15 protein-coding genes are annotated in these 16660 nt (G+C 71.4%); all 15 read left to right on the forward strand.

Annotated features, from left to right (window positions below):
* The first annotated feature begins 15 nt into the window (after window positions 1-15).
* The 15 genes from ACYVK7_RS22690 to nuoL all read left to right on the forward strand — a co-directional run bounded on the left by ACYVK7_RS22690 (window position 16) and on the right by nuoL (window position 16657).
* Window positions 16-1266, forward strand: coding sequence for a sensor histidine kinase (locus ACYVK7_RS22690; protein WP_460889987.1), 1251 nt, complete (start codon window positions 16-18; stop codon window positions 1264-1266).
* On the forward strand, window positions 1263-2012 hold the full coding sequence (locus ACYVK7_RS22695; RefSeq protein WP_460889988.1) for a response regulator: 750 nt from the start codon (window positions 1263-1265) through the stop codon (window positions 2010-2012). The genes ACYVK7_RS22690 and ACYVK7_RS22695 overlap by 4 nt, the downstream gene beginning before the upstream one ends.
* 145 nt (window positions 2013-2157) lie before the next feature.
* Window positions 2158-3462 carry a geranylgeranyl reductase family protein gene (locus tag ACYVK7_RS22700; protein WP_460889989.1) on the forward strand — a complete coding sequence of 435 codons (1305 nt, stop codon included), beginning with the start codon at window positions 2158-2160 and terminating at the stop codon, window positions 3460-3462.
* 43 nt (window positions 3463-3505) lie between these two features.
* Window positions 3506-3865, forward strand: a complete 360-nt coding sequence (locus tag ACYVK7_RS22705) for an NADH-quinone oxidoreductase subunit A (protein WP_460889990.1) — start codon at window positions 3506-3508, stop codon at window positions 3863-3865.
* Between the two features lie 74 nt (window positions 3866-3939).
* Window positions 3940-4491 carry a NuoB/complex I 20 kDa subunit family protein gene (locus ACYVK7_RS22710; RefSeq protein ID WP_460889991.1) on the forward strand — a complete coding sequence of 184 codons (552 nt, stop codon included), beginning with the start codon at window positions 3940-3942 and terminating at the stop codon, window positions 4489-4491.
* Window positions 4488-5240 (forward strand): NADH-quinone oxidoreductase subunit C, encoded by a 753-nt coding sequence (locus ACYVK7_RS22715; protein ID WP_460889992.1) that lies wholly within the window; start codon window positions 4488-4490, stop codon window positions 5238-5240. Before ACYVK7_RS22710 ends, ACYVK7_RS22715 begins: the two co-directional genes overlap by 4 nt.
* A gap of 65 nt (window positions 5241-5305) precedes the next feature.
* Window positions 5306-6607, forward strand: coding sequence for an NADH-quinone oxidoreductase subunit D (locus ACYVK7_RS22720; protein WP_460890027.1), 1302 nt, complete (start codon window positions 5306-5308; stop codon window positions 6605-6607).
* Window positions 6604-7416 carry an NADH-quinone oxidoreductase subunit NuoE gene (nuoE, locus tag ACYVK7_RS22725; RefSeq protein ID WP_460889993.1) on the forward strand — a complete coding sequence of 271 codons (813 nt, stop codon included), beginning with the start codon at window positions 6604-6606 and terminating at the stop codon, window positions 7414-7416. The genes ACYVK7_RS22720 and nuoE overlap by 4 nt, the downstream gene beginning before the upstream one ends.
* A complete protein-coding gene (nuoF, locus tag ACYVK7_RS22730) occupies window positions 7413-8759 on the forward strand; it encodes an NADH-quinone oxidoreductase subunit NuoF (RefSeq protein WP_460889994.1) in 1347 nt (448 codons plus the stop codon). The genes nuoE and nuoF overlap by 4 nt, the downstream gene beginning before the upstream one ends.
* Window positions 8756-11362, forward strand: coding sequence for an NADH-quinone oxidoreductase subunit G (locus ACYVK7_RS22735; RefSeq protein WP_460889995.1), 2607 nt, complete (start codon window positions 8756-8758; stop codon window positions 11360-11362). The genes nuoF and ACYVK7_RS22735 overlap by 4 nt, the downstream gene beginning before the upstream one ends.
* Window positions 11359-12657, forward strand: a complete 1299-nt coding sequence (nuoH, locus tag ACYVK7_RS22740) for an NADH-quinone oxidoreductase subunit NuoH (RefSeq protein ID WP_460889996.1) — start codon at window positions 11359-11361, stop codon at window positions 12655-12657. Before ACYVK7_RS22735 ends, nuoH begins: the two co-directional genes overlap by 4 nt.
* Entirely contained in the window at window positions 12650-13576 is a 927-nt protein-coding gene (gene nuoI, locus ACYVK7_RS22745) for an NADH-quinone oxidoreductase subunit NuoI (protein ID WP_460889997.1), read from the forward strand. The genes nuoH and nuoI overlap by 8 nt, the downstream gene beginning before the upstream one ends.
* Entirely contained in the window at window positions 13573-14412 is an 840-nt protein-coding gene (locus ACYVK7_RS22750; RefSeq protein WP_460889998.1) for an NADH-quinone oxidoreductase subunit J, read from the forward strand. The genes nuoI and ACYVK7_RS22750 overlap by 4 nt, the downstream gene beginning before the upstream one ends.
* Complete coding sequence (nuoK, locus tag ACYVK7_RS22755; RefSeq protein ID WP_460889999.1) at window positions 14412-14711, forward strand: NADH-quinone oxidoreductase subunit NuoK; 300 nt, start codon at window positions 14412-14414, stop codon at window positions 14709-14711. Before ACYVK7_RS22750 ends, nuoK begins: the two co-directional genes overlap by 1 nt.
* 20 nt (window positions 14712-14731) lie before the next feature.
* Window positions 14732-16657, forward strand: a complete 1926-nt coding sequence (gene nuoL, locus ACYVK7_RS22760; protein ID WP_460890028.1) for an NADH-quinone oxidoreductase subunit L — start codon at window positions 14732-14734, stop codon at window positions 16655-16657.
* Window positions 16658-16660: the final 3 nt, after the last annotated feature.

Below are 16660 nucleotides of genomic sequence, written 5' to 3' on the forward strand. Positions count from 1 at the left end.
ACCTATTCTCGACGCATGGTCACCGCGGCGCTTCCGGTCGAGGGCGGACGACGGTCCGTCCGCGCCGGGCCGAGCCCGCTGCGAGGGTCGCGGACCGGCGTCCAGTGGCTGGTGGACTGGCTGCTCTTCGTCCTCGCGCTCCTGGTCTGGGCGTCGTACCTGGACCCGGCGCGGGACCAGACACCGGGGGTCACGGACTGGTTCCTGCCCTGGGACTATGCCATGGGCCTGCTGGCCTGTGCCGCGCTCTGGTGGACCCGCAGCCACCCGCTCCCGGTCGGCCTGGTGGTCTTCGTGCCGGCGGCGCTGTCGGCGAGCGCGGCGTTCGCGGTCGTCGTCGTGATCTACCGGATGGCGGCCTACCTGCGCCCGAAGGTGTCGGTACCGCTCGTGGGCGCCTATCTCGCAGCGGCGATCCCGTACCACGCGGTGTTCCCCATCCCCGGGGTCGACTGGCCCTCGTTCCTGATCGTGATCTCGCTCCTGCACCTCCTGGCGCTCAGCTTCGGGCTGCTCACGCGCTCGCGCCGGCTCGTGCTCGAGGGCCTGCGCGCCGAGGCCGCGCGCGAGCGGGCGCTCGCGGCGGCGCGGCTCGAGGGAGCTCGCCGGGGGGAGCGCGAGCGCATCGCCCGCGAGATGCACGACGTGCTGGCACACCGGGTCTCGCTGCTCTCCGTGCATGCGGGCGCGCTGGAGTACCGCACGGCCGGGGAGGTCCCGCCCACCCTCGACGAGGTGCGCGCCGCCGCGACGGTGATCCGGCACAACGCGCACCTGGCCGTCGAGGAGCTGCGGCAGGTGCTGGTCGTGCTGCGGGACCCTGCGGCAGTCCCCGCGCCCGGTGCGGAGTCGGAGGCCCTGCCCGAGCGGCCGCAGCCGCTGCTCCGCGACGTGCCACGGCTGGTGGACGAGGCGCGTGGCGCAGGGCAGCGGGTCACGGCGCGGCTGGACCTCGGCCCGCTCGCCGACCTGCCGGACAACGTCCAGCGCACCGTCTACCGGACGGTGCAGGAGGGGCTGACGAACGCGCGCAAGCACGCGGTGGGCGCCGTCGTCACCGTCACCATCGGCCTGGCGGACGAGCAGGTGTATGTCGCGGTGGCCAACCCGCTGCCCGTCGGGGTCACGGCCAGCGAGATCCCCGGCGCCGGAGCCGGGCTGACCGGGCTCGCCGAGCGGGTGCGGGTCGACGGCGGCCGCTTCGAGCACGGCGTCCGCGACGGTGAGTTCCGCCTGGCCGCGCACCTGCCGCCGGAGCGAGCGTGACGCCGGTCCGGGTGGTTCTGGTCGACGACGACCCGCTCGTCGTCCAGGGGCTGCGGCTGATGCTCACGGGGGCGCCAGGAGTCGATGTGGTCGGCGACGCGGACGACGGCGACCGGCTGGTGGGCCTCGTGCGGCGGGCGGCACCCGACGTCGTGCTGCTGGACGTCCGGATGCCGCGCGTGGACGGCGTCGCCGCGCTGCGCGCCCTCCGGTCGACTCCGGACGCGCCGCAGCCCGTGGTGATCGTGCTGACCACGTTCGACAGCGAACCTGTCGTGCTCGACGCGTTGCGCGCCGGGGCGTCGGGGTTCTTGCTCAAGCACACACCGCCGGCCGAGATCGTCCGGGCGATCAGGGCGGCGGCCGACGGTGAGCCGACGGTCTCGCCCGCCGCCCTGCGGCGGCTCATCGACCACGTCACGGAGGTGCCAGGGGCCACCGCGGGGGACCAGCCGGGCTCCGCTGTCGTGAGCCCCGCCGGTGCGGGGCACGACCCAGCGGACCGGCCCGGCGAGGAAGCCCTCGCGACGCTCACCGACCGTGAGCGGCAGGTCGCCGTCGCGGTGGCGAAAGGCCTTGGCAATGCGGAGATCGCCCGCCGCCTGTACCTGTCGCACGGTTCGGTCAAGGCGCACATCTCGAGCGCCCTCGCCAAGCTCGGCCTGGAGAACCGGACGCAGCTCGCCATCGCGGCGCACACGGCGGGAATCGTCGGCGCGGAGCCCCCGGCATCGCCCTCCAAGTAAGGGGAACCTTCCTACACAATCCCCCCTAAGTGTGGCTAGGGTGTCGGTGTTGTGACAGGGTTCACAAGGGCTTGTCAGGAAGCCGGACCGACCCCGCACAGCAAGGTCAGCAGCGGCCAGCAGCGGGTTCCCAACGGGGGTGAACGTGCGAACAGCAAGACGCGACGACGCGGATGTCATCGTGGTGGGCGCCGGCCCTGCCGGCTCGTCCACCGCGCACTGGTGCGCGGCCGCGGGTCTCGACGTGCTGCTGCTGGAGAAGGGCGAGTTCCCGCGCGACAAGATCTGCGGTGACGGCCTGACCCCGCGCGCGGTGGCCGAGCTGGTCCGCATGGGGGTGCCCACCCGCGAGGAGGACGGCTGGATCCGCAACCGCGGCCTGCGCGTCCACGGCGGTGGCCGCTCCTACGAGCTGGACTGGCCGAGCCTCACCACCTACCCGGGCTACGGCATGGCCCGTACCCGGATGAGCCTGGACCACACCCTGGCCCAGCACGCGCAGGCGAGCGGCGCCAAGCTGCTGCAGCGCACCAAGGTCACCGGACCGCTCCGGGACGACGACGGCCGCGTGGTCGGTGTCACGGCCCAGCCGCTCGACGCCCGCGGCCGGGCGGAGGGCCCCGTCACGGAGCTGCGCGCCCCGGTGGTCGTGGCCGCCGACGGCGTGAGCTCGCGCTTCTCGCTCGCGATCGGCCGCGAGCGGCGGGACGACCGTCCGATGGGTACCGCCGTCCGCGCCTACTACCGCACCCCGCGCCACGAGGACCCGTTCATGGAGTCCCACCTCGAGCTGTGGGACGGTGAGCCGGGCAAGAGCGCGCTGCTGCCCGGCTACGGCTGGATCTTCCCGCTGGGCGACGGCACGGTGAACGTGGGCCTCGGCAGCGTGCACTCGACGCCCGCGCGCCAGTCCAAGGCGGGCATCGACTACCGGCGCCTCATGGAGACCTGGCTGGCCAAGAGCGCGCCGGAGGGCTGGGACCTGCTGCACGAGCCGGAGCGTGGGCCGATCCGCGGCGCCGCCCTGCCCATGGGGTACAACCGCGGCCCGCTCTACGCGGACGGCGTGCTCCTGGCCGGCGACTCCGCCGGCATGGTGAGCCCGTTCAACGGCGAGGGCATCGCCTACGGGCTGCAGGCCGGCCGGGTCGCCGCCGAGGCGATCAGCCAGGCCCGCCACAAGAGCACCGACGCCGCCCGCGAGGCCACGCTCGGTACCTACGCCGACCGCATGCGCGAGGACCTCGGTGGCTACTACACGCTGGGCCGCTGGTTCGTGCGGCTCATCGAGCACCCCGAGATCATGCGGATCTGTGTGCGGTACGGGCTACCGCGCAAGGTCGTCATGCAGTTCACGCTCAAGCTCCTGTCCGACTGCTACGAGCCGCAGGGCGGCGACTGGGTCGACCGCGTCATCGCCGGCCTGACCAGGGTGGTCCCGAGCGCATGAGCATCACGTCCATGAAGGGCAAGCCGTCCATGAAGGGCACAGCATGAACCCGTACGTACCCATCCTGATCCTCATGGCGATCGGGGCGGTCCTGGCGCTCGGTGGTGTCGCCGCGAGCGCCGTCATCGGACCCAAGCGCTACAACCGCGCCAAGCTCGACTCCTACGAGTGCGGCATCGAGCCGACACCGCAGGCGGTGGGTGGTGGGCGGCTGCCGATCAAGTACTACCTGGTGGCGATGACATTCATCGTCTTCGACATCGAGGTCGTCTTTCTCTACCCGTGGGCCGTGGACTTCACGACGCTCGCGACGTTCGGTCTGGTGGCGATGCTGGCGTTCCTTGCGCTGATCACCGTGCCGTTCGTCTACGAGTGGCGTCGCGGCGGATTCGACTGGGTCTGACCAACGACTTCATGCGCGGCGCCGTCAGGCGCCGTGCAGCGACGCCGGGCGGGGCCCGGCAGCAAGGAGGGGACATGGGTGTCGAGGAAGCGCCGTCAGGTTTCCTGCTGACGACGATCGAGGATCTCGCCGGGTACCTGCGCAAGGCTTCGGTGTGGCCGGTCACGTTCGGCCTGGCCTGCTGCGCCATCGAGATGATGGCGGCGGGTGCGTCGCGGTTCGACCTCTCGCGGTTCGGCATGGAGGTGTTCCGTGCGTCGCCGCGGCAGGCCGACCTGATGATCGTGGCGGGGCGGGTGAGCCAGAAGATGGCCCCGGTGGTGCGCCAGGTGTACGACCAGATGAGCGAGCCCAAGTGGGTGCTCTCGATGGGTGTGTGCGCGTCGTCGGGCGGGATGTTCAACAACTACGCGATCGTGCAGGGCGTCGACCACGTGGTGCCGGTCGACATCTACCTGCCCGGCTGTCCGCCGCGCCCGGAGATGCTGATCAACGCGATCCTCGGGCTGCACGACCAGATCCAGAGCTCGCCGCTGGGCGTGAACCGGGTCGAGGCGGCACGTGCGGCCGAGGCCGCCGCGATGGAGGCAACGCCGACCTTCGAGATGAAGGGGCTGCTGCGATGAGCGATGTCACGCCCGGCGGTGACCAGCGGTCTGCGCTGCAGGCACCCGAGGACGCCACCACGCTCGAGGTCGTCGAGGTCAAGCGCGGCATGTTCGGCGTGTCCGGCTCCGGCGACACGTCGGGCTACGGCGGTCTGGTCACCCCGGTGGCGATGCCTGCGGCGTCGGCACGCCCGTACGGGAGCTGGTTCGACCAGGTCGTCGACGTGCTGACCGAGGTGCTCACCGACGCCGGCGTGCCGCCGGAACAGGCCATCGAGAAGGTCGTCGTCGACCTGCACGGCGCCGACAGCGCGGACGCGCAGCAGGCGGAGCTGACGATCGACGTCGCCCGCGAGCACGTCGTCGCCGTCTGCCAGGCGCTGCGTGACGACCAGGACCTGCGGTTCGAGCTGTCGCTCGGCGTGAGCGGCGTGCACTACCCGCACGACGCCGGCCGGGAGCTGCACGCGGTCTACCACCTGGCCTCGGTCACGCACTCGCGTCGGCTGCGGCTCGAGGTCACGGCGCCCGACGACGATCCGCACATCCCGTCGACGACGTCCGTGTACCCGTCCAACGACTGGCACGAGCGCGAGACGTTCGACTTCTTCGGGATCGTCTTCGACGGTCACCCCGCCCTGACCCGCATCGAGATGCCGGACGACTGGGTGGGCCACCCGCAGCGCAAGGACTACCCGCTCGGCGGTATCCCCGTCGAGTACAAGGGGGCCACGGTGCCCCCGCCGGACACGAGGAGGAGCTACTGATGAGCGCTCCGACAGACCACCGGCCGCACGCACCGCATGCGACCAGGCCCGCCGGGAACGAGGACATGTCGTCGACGGTGCGCGCCTTCGAGGCCTACGGCGACGGCGACTGGGACGACATCGCGCGCGAGGCGATCGGCGAGGAGCGGATCGTCGTCAACATGGGTCCGCAGCACCCGTCCACGCACGGCGTGCTGCGCCTCATGCTGGAGATCGACGGCGAGACCGTCACCGAGGCCCGTGCGGGTATCGGCTACCTCCACACGGGCATCGAGAAGAACATGGAGTTCCGGACGTGGACGCAGGGCACCACGTTCTGCACCCGCATGGACTACGTGGCGCCCCTGTTCCAGGAGGCCGCCTACTGCCTCGCGGTGGAGAAGCTCCTCGGCATCACCGACGACGTGCCCGAGCGCGCCTCCGTGATCCGGGTCCTCATGATGGAGCTCAACCGGATCGCCTCCCACCTGGTCTGCCTCGGCACCGGCGGCAACGAGATGGGCGCCACCACCGTGATGACCGTCGGGTTCACGGCCCGCGAGGAGATCCTGCGCCTGTTCGAGGCGGTCACCGGCCTGCGCATGAACCACGCGTACATCCGCCCCGGCGGCGTGGCCGTCGACGTGCCGGAGGGCTTCACCACCCAGGCCCGCGCAGCGCTCAAGAACGTGCGTGGCTACCTCAAGCAGCTCACGGACCTCATGCTCGCCAACCCGATTTTCAAGGCACGGCTGACCGGCGTCGGCGTCCTCAACCTCAGCGGCTGCATGGCGCTCGCGATCACCGGTCCCGTGCTGCGGTCCACCGGACTGCCCTACGACGTCCGCAAGGACAACCCGTACTGCGGCTACGAGACGTACGACTTCGACGTCCCCACCGCCAAGGGCGCCGACTGCTACGACCGCGTGGTGCTCCGTGTCGAGGAGTGCTACCAGTCCCTGAAGATCATCGAGCAGGCCATGGAGCGGCTCGACCGCACGGAGGGCGAGCCGGTCATGGTGGCCGACAAGAAGATCGCCTGGCCCGCCCAGCTCGCCGTCGGCGGCGACGGACAGGGCAACTCGCTGGAGCACATCAAGAAGATCATGGGCACCTCCATGGAGGCCCTGATCCACCACTTCAAGCTGGTCACCGAGGGCTTCCGCGTCCCCGTCGGCCAGGCATGGCAGACCGTGGAGCACCCGCGCGGCGAGCTGGGCGTGCACGTCGTGTCCGACGGCGGCACCCGCCCCTACCGCGCGCACTTCCGCGACCCCTCGTTCAACAACCTCCAGGGCGTTTCCGTGATGTGCGAGGGCGGCCAGGTGGCCGACGTCGTCGTCGCCGTCGCGTCCCTGGACCCCGTGCTGGGAGGTGTGGACCGATGACCGCAGAACCCGTGCAGACCAGGACCCGTTACGACGGCGAGACCCTGGCGGCACTGACGGCGGACGCCACGGCGATCATGGAGCGGTACCCCGACCCCCGTTCCGGCCTGCTGCCGATGCTGCACCTCGTGCAGTCCGTCGACGGGTACGTGAGCAAGGACGGCATCCTCTTCTGCGCCGAGATGCTCGGCATCACCGCGGCGGAGGTGTCCGCGGTCGCCACCTTCTACACCCAGTACAAGCGGCACCCCAACGGCACCTACACCGTCGGCGTCTGCACCAACACGCTGTGCGCGGTCATGGGCGGCGACGCCATCTTCGACGAGCTGAGCGAGCACCTCGGCGTCGGGCACGACGAGACCACCGACGACGGCGCGATCACGCTCGAACGCGTCGAGTGCAACGCGGCCTGCGACTACGCGCCCGTCGTGATGGTCAACTGGGAGTTCTTCGACAACCAGACCCCCGAGACGGCGACGGCGCTCGCGGACAAGCTGCGGCTCGGCGAGGACGTCGCCCCGACGCGGGGCGCCACGTCGGTGTGCTCGTTCAAGCAGATGAGCCGCGTCCTGGCAGGGTTCCCGGACGGGCGCGCCGACGAGGACGCCGGTACGGGCGAGCCGACGCTGGCCGGGCTGCGGATCGCGCGCGAGCGCGGCTGGACGGCCCCCTCCGGTCCGGCCGCGGGGGCGGACCAGGCGGGCGAGACCATCACGGGCGAGCCCGGGTCGAGCGCCGACCGCAAGCCGACGACGGCCGCGGACACCCAGGTGGGCAAGGACAAGAAGTCCGGAGAGGACGCGAAGTGACCCTCACACCGGTACTGACCGACACCTGGGACAAGGACCGTTCGTGGCGCCTGGCCACCTATGAGCGCGCGGGTGGCTATGCCGGCCTCAAGAAGGCCCTGAAGACGGAGCCCGCCGACCTCGTGCAGGCCGTCAAGGACTCCGGCCTGCGCGGCCGCGGCGGGGCGGGCTTCCCCACGGGCATGAAGTGGGGCTTCCTGCCCCCGCCCGACGGCGGCCCGCGCTACCTGGTGGTCAACGCGGACGAGTCGGAGCCGGGCACCTGCAAGGACATCCCGCTCATGCTCGCCAGCCCGCAGCACCTGATCGAGGGCGTGGCGATCACCAGCTACGCGATCGGCTGCGACCACGCGTTCATCTACGTGCGCGGCGAGGTGCTGCACGTCTACCGCCGGCTGCTGAACGCCGTCGAGGAGGCGTACCGGGCCGGCTACCTGGGCAAGAACATCCTGGGCTCCGGCTACGACCTCGACGTCACCGTGCACGCGGGCGCCGGCGCCTATATCTGCGGCGAGGAGACGGCCCTGCTCGACTCGCTCGAGGGGCTGCGCGGCCAGCCGCGGCTCAAGCCGCCGTTCCCCGCCGTCGCCGGCCTGTACGCGCGGCCCACCGTGGTGAACAACGTGGAGTCCATCGCCTCCGTTCCCGCGATCGTCGCCAAGGGCGCCGACTGGTTCTCCTCGATGGGCACGGAGAAGTCGCAGGGCCACGGCCTGTTCTCCCTGTCGGGGCACGTCACGAGGCCCGGCCAGTACGAGGCGCCGCTCGGTATCACGCTGCGCGAGCTGCTCGACCTGGCAGGCGGTGTCCGCGCGGGGCACGAGCTGAAGTTCTGGACCCCTGGCGGTTCCTCGACGCCGATCTTCACGGACGAGCACCTCGACGTGCCGCTCGACTACGAGTCCGTGGGCGCGGCCGGGTCGATGCTGGGCACGCGGGCGCTGCAGATCTTCGACGAGTCGGTGTGCGTGGTGCGCGCGACGACCCGGTGGACCGACTTCTACGCGCACGAGTCGTGCGGCAAGTGCACGCCGTGCCGCGAGGGGACGTACTGGCTCAAGCAGGTGCTGCACCGCATCGAGGACGGCGAGGGTCAGGACGGCGACCTCGAGCTGCTGCTCGACCTGTGCGACAACATCCTGGGCCGCGCGTTCTGCGCGCTGGGTGACGGCGCCGTCTCGCCGATCACCTCCAGCATCAACCTGTTCCGCGAGGAGTACCAGGCGCACATCGACGGGCACGGCTGCCCGTTCGACCCGAGCGCGTCGGCACTCTTCCCGTACACCCCCAAGACACGCACTCCGGGCACCCTCGCGGGCGCCGGCGCGGGAGGTCACCGATGACCGTCACGACGAACAACGCCCAGGCCGAGGCCGCACCGGTCGAGCTGGTCACCTTCACCATCGACGGCACCGAGGTCAGCGTGCCCAAGGGCACGCTGATCATCCGCGCGGCCGAGCAGGCAGGGATCCAGATCCCGCGGTTCTGCGACCATCCCCTCCTGGCGCCGGCGGGCGCCTGCCGGCAGTGCCTCGTCGAGGTCTCCATGCCGGACCGCGAGGGCAACGTGCGGCCCATGCCGAAGCCGCAGGCGTCCTGCACCATGACGGTCGCGCCCGGCATGATCGTCAAGACGCAGCACACCTCCGCCGTCGCGGACAAGGCGCAGCAGGGTGTCATGGAGCTGCTGCTCATGAACCACCCGCTGGACTGCCCGGTCTGCGACAAGGGCGGCGAGTGCCCCCTGCAGAACCAGGCGATGTCCAACGGCCGCGCCGACACGCGGTTCGTGGACGTCAAGCGCACGTTCCCCAAGCCGATCGCCCTGTCCACGCAGATCCTGCTCGACCGGGAGCGGTGCGTGCTGTGCCAGCGCTGCACCCGGTTCAGCGAGGAGATCGCCGGCGACGCGTTCATCGCGCTCCAGGACCGTGGCGCGCACCAGCAGATCGGCCGGTTCGACGAGGACGTGCTCGGGTTCGCCGGGGCGGAGTCGAGCACCGGGCCGGTGGACCGCCCGATCGGGGAGGCTACCACCGACACGTCCGGGCGGCCGTTCTCGTCCTACTACTCCGGCAACACCGTGCAGATCTGCCCGGTGGGCGCGCTCACCGGCGCGGGCTACCGGTTCCGGTCGCGGCCGTTCGACCTGGTCAGCACCGAGAGCATCGCGGAGCACGACTCCTGCGGTTCCGCCATCCGCATCGACCACCGCCGCGGTCAGGTGCTGCGCCGGCTGTCCGGCGAGGACCCGGTGGTCAACGAGGAGTGGATCACCGACAAGGACCGCTTCGCGTTCACGTGGCAGACGGCCGCCGACCGGATCACCACGCCGCTGGTCCGTGAGGGCGGCACGCTGCGCCCCGCGTCCTGGGTCGAGGCGCTCGAGATCGCCGCGGCCGGGCTGACCAAGGCACGGCAGGCCGGCGGCGTCGGCGTGCTGCCGGGTGGCCGGCTCACCGTCGAGGACGCCTTCGCCTGGTCGCGCTTCGCGCGCACGGCGCTGGCCACCAACGACGTCGACCAGCGGGTCCGGGTGCACTCCGCGGAGGAGGCGGCGTTCCTCGCCCAGGTCGTGGCCGGGTCGGGGATCGGCGTCACGTTCGGTGACCTGGAGCAGGCGCCGGCCGTGCTGCTCGTCGGCCTGGAGGCCGAGGAGGAGGCAGGCATCACGTTCCTCCGCCTGCGCAAGGGCGCCCAGGGGCCCGCGAGGACCAGGGTATTCTCCGTCGCCCCCTACGCGACGCGTGGCCTGTCCCGGATGGACGGCACGCTGCTGCCCGCCGCACCGGGCACCGAGGCGGAGTGGCTGACCGGACTGACCGCGAACCTGGCGCCCGAAGGCTCCGACGTCGACGCCCGAGCCCTGGCCCAGCCTGGCGCGGTCATCCTCGTGGGTGAGCGTCTGGCCGGATCTCCCGGTGCCTACGCCGCGGCGCTCGGCCTCGCCGAGGCGACCGGCGCACGCCTCGCGTGGATCCCGCGTCGCGCGGGTGAGCGGGGCGGTGTCGAGGCGGGTCTCCTGCCCGAGCTGCTGCCGGGCGGTCGCCCGGTCGCGGACGCCGCAGCCCGTGCCCAGATCGCCGAGGCCTGGGGCGCGGAGCTCCCGGACACCCCGGGTCGTGACACGGCCGGCATCCTCGCCGCGCTGACGGACGGCGCGCTGGGCGGGGCGATCGTCGGGGGCGTCGAGCTCGCCGACCTGCCCGACCCGGCCGCCGCGCGTGCCGCGCTCGACGCGGCGGGATTCGTCGTGAGCCTGGAGGTACGAGCCTCCGAGGTGACCGAGCGGGCCGACGTGGTGCTGCCCGTCGCGCCGCCCGTCGAGCGTGCGGGCTCCTACTGGAACTGGGAGGGTCGCGTGCGGTCCTTCGGTGCGGCGCTCGAGTCGAGCGCCCTGCCCGACCACCGCGTGCTGCACGTGCTGGCCCAGCACCTCGGCGTGGACCTGCAGGCGGCATCGCCGACCGAGGCCCACCTCTCCATCGCCATGACGCAGCACGGTGCCTGGACCGGGGACCGGCTGCGGGTCCAGGCCGGCGCACCCGCGGCACCGCCGCAGATCGGGGCGGGGCAGGCCGTGCTCGCGACCTGGCGTCTCCAGCTCGACGCGGGGCGCGGCCAGGACGGCGAGCAGTTCCTCGCCGGCACGGCCAAGCAGCCCGTCGCCCGCCTGTCCGCCGCCACGGCGGCCGGGTTCGGCGTGGCCGACGGCGACCAGGTCACGGTCAGCACGGCGCGCGGTGCCGTCAAGGTGCCCGCCGCCGTGACCGCGGGGATGGTCGACGGCGTCGTGTGGGTGCCGCTCAACAGCACGGGCTGCCGTGTGCACGACACGCTCGGCGCGGCCGCGGGCGACCTCGTCACCGTCACCCCCCACGGGTCAGACGCCCAGGTCACCCCGGTGACCCGCACGTCTGACAACTCGGAAGGGAACGCTCTGTGAATCCCCTGACTCTGGCTGCGGCGGCGCCCGGGGTGGCCGCCGACTTCTCGCAGGAGACCATCTGGGCCTCCATCGTGAAGGCCGTGCTGATCGTGGTGTTCCTGCTGACCAGCGTGCTCTTCGCGATCTGGTTCGAGCGCAAGGTCGTCGCGCGCATGCAGGTGCGTCCCGGCCCCAACTGGCACGGGCCGTTCGGCCTGCTGCAGTCGCTGGGCGACGCCATGAAGCTCCTGCTCAAGGAGGACCTGACGGTCACGCGGGCCGACCGGTTCGTGTACCTGCTGGCGCCGATGATCTCGGTGTTCTGCTCGCTGCTCGTGTTCGCCGTGATCCCGTTCGGGCCCAACCTGTCGTTCCCCTGGACGGACTGGACCACCCCGGCCCAGCTCACCGACTTCCCGGTCGCCGTGCTGTACGTGCTGGCCGCCGCGGCGCTCGGTGTCTACGGCATCGTGCTGGGTGGCTGGTCATCGGGCTCCACGTACCCGCTGCTCGGCGCGGTGCGCTCGACGGCGCAGGTCATCAGCTACGAGCTCGCCATGGGCCTGTCGCTGGTGAGCGTGTTCATCATGGCGGGGTCGATGTCGACGTCGCAGATCGTGGAGAGCCAGACGCAGATCTGGTGGTTCATCCCGCTGGCTCCCGCGTTCGTGATCTACGTGATCTCGATGATCGGCGAGACCAACCGTCTGCCGTTCGACCTCCCCGAGGCCGAGGGCGAGCTGGTCTCCGGCTACATGACCGAGTACTCGTCGATGAAGTTCGCCTGGTTCTTCCTGGCGGAGTACATCAACATGCTCAACGTCTCCGCCGTGGCGGTCACGCTGTTCCTCGGCGGCTGGCGGGCCCCGGTGCCCGACGCCTTCCTCGGCGGCGCCCTCAACGAGGGCTGGCTGCCCATCATCTGGTTCCTCCTGAAGCTCTGGGCCGTCATGTTCGTCTTCGTGTGGGTGCGCGGCACGCTGCTCCGCCTGCGCTACGACCAGTTCATGGTGTTCGGCTGGAAGGTGCTCATCCCGGTGGCGCTGGGCTGGGTCGTCGTGCTCGCCGTCGTCCAGTGGCTGCAGCGCGTGCAGGGCGTGACCTTCCAGCAGTTCATCCCGGTGATCATCGGGGCCGCCGTCGTCTTCATCGCGATCATGTGGTTCTGGCCGGAGAAGAAGGAAGCGCCACCGGGCGCGGAGCAGGACAAGGAGCCCGTCGACGCCTTCGCCGGCGGGTTCCCGGTACCGCCGCTGCCCGGCGAGAAGCTGCCCCCGTCCAAGCGGTTCGGAAAGGAGGTCCACGGTGAGTGAACGTCAGGAAGGCGAGTACCAGCCCCTGCGGCCGCAGCCCGGGACCATCGGGGAGATCTTTGCCCCCGTCGCGGGCTTCGGCGTGACGCTGTCGTCGATGTTCAAGCCCACGGTCACGGAGCAGTACCCCCGCAAGAAGGTGCCGACCCAGCGCCGGTTCCACGGCCGTCACCAGCTCAACCGGTACGCCGACGGGCTGGAGAAGTGCATCGGCTGCGAGCTGTGCGCCTGGGCGTGCCCGGCGGACGCGATCTACGTGGAGGGTGCGTCCAACGCGGCCCTGCCGCAGAACGCGGGGCTCCAGGTGAACGCCGACGACTCCAAGGGCGCGCACATGAGCCCCGGTGAGCGGTACGGCTCCGTGTACCAGATCAACTACCTGCGCTGCATCTTCTGCGGGCTGTGCATCGAGGCCTGCCCCACGCGCGCGCTGACGATGACCAACGACTACGAGCTGGCCGGCAAGACGCGCGCCGGCATGATCTACGAGAAGCAGGACCTGCTGGCCCCGCTCTCCGAGGGCATGCTGGCCGCGCCCCACCCCATGGTGGAGGGCACGACGGACACCGACTACTACAGCGGTGACGTCCTCGGCCCGACGGCGGCGCAGGTCGACTGGGTCCGCGAGCAGCGGCCCGACGACCCGACGCTGGACGCGGCCGAGGCCGTGGTGTCGGGCAAGGCGCCGGCTCCCACGCAGCGGCAGCACCAGCTCCGCCCGGACGAGGGACCCGGCGCGGCCGAGAAGTCGGCCGGCGCCGCGTCGGTCGGCTCGGTGCGGGTCCTGGCCGACGGTTCGCAGGTGAACGCCGTCGAGACCGGCGCGCGGGAGACCAGCGAGCCCGGGTCGACGACGGCGGCGGACCTGACCGCCGGCGCCTCGACGGGCCCGCGTACCGGCACGGAGGTGCGGGCATGACCCCCACCGCGCTGGTGATCTCGGGCGGCGAGACCGTCCTGTTCTGGGTGATCGCGCCGCTCATGGTCCTGGCCGCCGTCGGCCTGCTGTTCGTGAAGCGGGCCGTGCACGCGGCGATGTGCCTGGTGTTCGTCATGGTCAGCATGGCCATCCTGTACATCGCGCAGGAGGCGCCGTTCCTCGGCGTCGTCCAGGTCGTCGTGTACACGGGCGCCGTCATGATGCTGTTCCTGTTCGTGCTGATGCTCGTCGGCGTCGACGCGTCCGACTCGCTCACCGAGACCATCCGCGGGCAGCGCTGGATCGGCCTGCTCATCGGGGTCGGACTCGCGGTGATCCTCGGCGGCGTGGTCGCGAACGCGACCTTCCCGCCCGCCGCCGGGCTCAGCGGGGGCGACCCCGCCGGTGTGGCCAACCCGCAGGCGCTGGCCCGCGTGCTGTTCGGCGACTACGTGCTGGCCATGGAGGCCGTCGGCGTGCTGCTCGTGACGGCGGCGGTCGGCGCGCTCGTGCTCACGCACCGGCGCCGGCTCACGCCGAGGCAGACGCAGGAGACCGTGGCCGAGGCACGCATCAAGGCGCTGGCGGACGGCGTGGTGCTCACCCCGCTGCCGCCGCCCGGCGTCTACGCCCGGTCCAACGCGATGGACACGCCCGCACTGGGGCCGGACGGTGAGCAGGTGCCGCAGTCCGTGTCGCGCGTGCTGCGCATCCGTGGCCAGGAACGGCCGGCGCCCGAGGGGCCCGCGGTCGTGGTCCCGTCGAGCTCGCCCCACAGGACGAGCTCGATCCGTGGGACGACCGGCGCCGCCGGCGAGTCGGAGAGGGACGCCTGATGGACATCACCAACTACCAGGTCCTGGCCGCCGTGCTCTTCGCCGTCGGGGCGACGACCGTGCTGCTGCGCCGCAACGCGATCGTCGTGTTCATGGGCGTCGAGCTCATGCTCAACGCGACCAACCTCGCCTTCGTCACCTTCGCCAGGATGCACGGCGACGTGACGGGCCAGGTGCTCGCCTTCTTCGTCATGGTCGTCGCCGCCGCCGAGGTCGTCGTCGGCCTGGCCATCATCGTGACGATCTTCCGCACCCGCCGCTCGGCCTCGGTCGACGACGTCAACCTGCTCAAGGGCTGAAGGGTAGAGACGTGAACGACGTGATCGGGCTCGCCCCCTGGCTGGTCGGCATCCCGCTGATCGGCGCAGCGATCCTGCTGCTGGGTGGCAAGGCCACCGACCGCTGGGGCCACTGGCTCGGGGTGGTGGCCTCGGCCGCCTCCGGGGTCATCGGCTTCATCCTGATGTTCCGCATGATCGGCACGCCGGCCGAGGGACGCTCCGTCGACCACCACCTGTGGACCTGGCTGTCCGCCGGTGGCCTGGACGTGGACCTCGGCATCCGGCTGGACCCGTTGTCCATGACCTTCGTGATGCTCGTGACCTTCGTGGGATCGCTCATCCACGTGTACTCGGTCGCGTACATGGACCACGACCCGCACCGGCGCCGGTTCTTCGGCTACCTGAACCTGTTCGTCGCGGCCATGCTCACGCTGGTCCTCGCCGACTCCTACCTCATGCTCTTCGTGGGCTGGGAGGGCGTCGGTGTGGCGTCCTACCTGCTCATCGGGTTCTGGGACACGGGGCGGCCCTCCGCCCGGGAGAACGCGGTGGCGGCGAAGAAGGCGTTCGTCATGAACCGCATCGGCGACATGGGTCTCATCGCGGCGATGGCGCTGCTGTTCGCGGGCACCGGCGCCCTGGACTTCGCGACCACGCTGTCCGACGACTCCCTCGGCTCGCTGTCCCAGGGCACCGCCACCGCCATCGGCCTGTGCCTGCTGCTCGCCGCGTGCGGCAAGTCGGCGCAGTTCCCGCTGCAGGCCTGGCTGGGCGACGCGATGGCCGGCCCGACGCCGGTCTCGGCGCTCATCCACGCCGCCACGATGGTCACCGCGGGTGTGTACCTGATGGTGCGCTCCGGCCCGATCCTCGAGGCGGCGCCGACGGCGCAGCTCGTCGTGGTGATCGTCGGAGCCGTGACCCTGCTCTTCGGTGCCGTGGTGGGTACCGCGAAGGACGACATCAAGAAGGCGCTGGCCGCCTCCACGATGTCCCAGATCGGGTACATGATGCTCGCGGCGGGCCTCGGCCCGGCCGGGTACGCGTTCGCGATCTTCCACCTGCTCACGCACGGCTTCTTCAAGGCGGGGCTGTTCCTCGGCGCCGGCTCGGTGATGCACGCGATGGACGACCAGACCGACATGCGGCGCTTCGGCGGGCTGTCGCGGTTCCTGCCCATCACGTGGATCACCATGGGGCTCGGCTGGCTGGCGATCCTCGGGATCCCGCCGTTCTCCGGCTTCTGGTCCAAGGATGGGATCATCGAGGCGGCGTTCATCCCCGTGGACGGGCAGCCGTGGCGCGCCTGGGTCTTCGGGTCGGTCACGGTGCTCGGCGCCGCGATCACCGCCTTCTACATGACCCGCCTGTTCTTCATGACGTTCGGCGGACGCCGGCCGCGCTGGACGGAGAACCAGCACCCGCACGACCCGTCGCCCCTGATGTGGTGGCCGCTGGTCTTCCTCGGCGTCGGCTCGGCCGCGCTGGGTGCGGTGCTCGGTATCGGTGGCACGTTCACCACCTGGCTGGAGCCGGTGGTCGGCCACGCCGAGCACCACGAGCCGGTGCTCCCCGTGCCGGTAATCATGGGCGTCACGATCCTGGTCGTGCTGCTCGGCGCGGTGCTGGCCTTCCGGATGTACGCGGTCCAGCTGGTTCCCGAGGAGGCGCCGCGCGGCTCCTTCCTGACCCGCGCGGCCCGCAAGGACCTGTACCAGGACGCCACGAACGAGACGCTCGTGATGAAGCCCGGCTTCGGGGTCGCACGCCTGGTCCAGGTCGGCGACCGTGACGTCGTCGACCGTGGCTGGAGCCTGCTGCCCCAGACCCTGTCGCTGTTCGGCGGAGCGTTCCGCAAGGCGCAGAGCGGCTACGTCCGCTCGTACGCGGCCGGCATGGCGGGCGGCGTCCTCGTGGTCGCCGTCGTCGCGTGGCTCGTGGTCGGCCTCGGTGGTGCCCAGTGATCG

The organism is Promicromonospora xylanilytica (assembly GCF_054782895.1).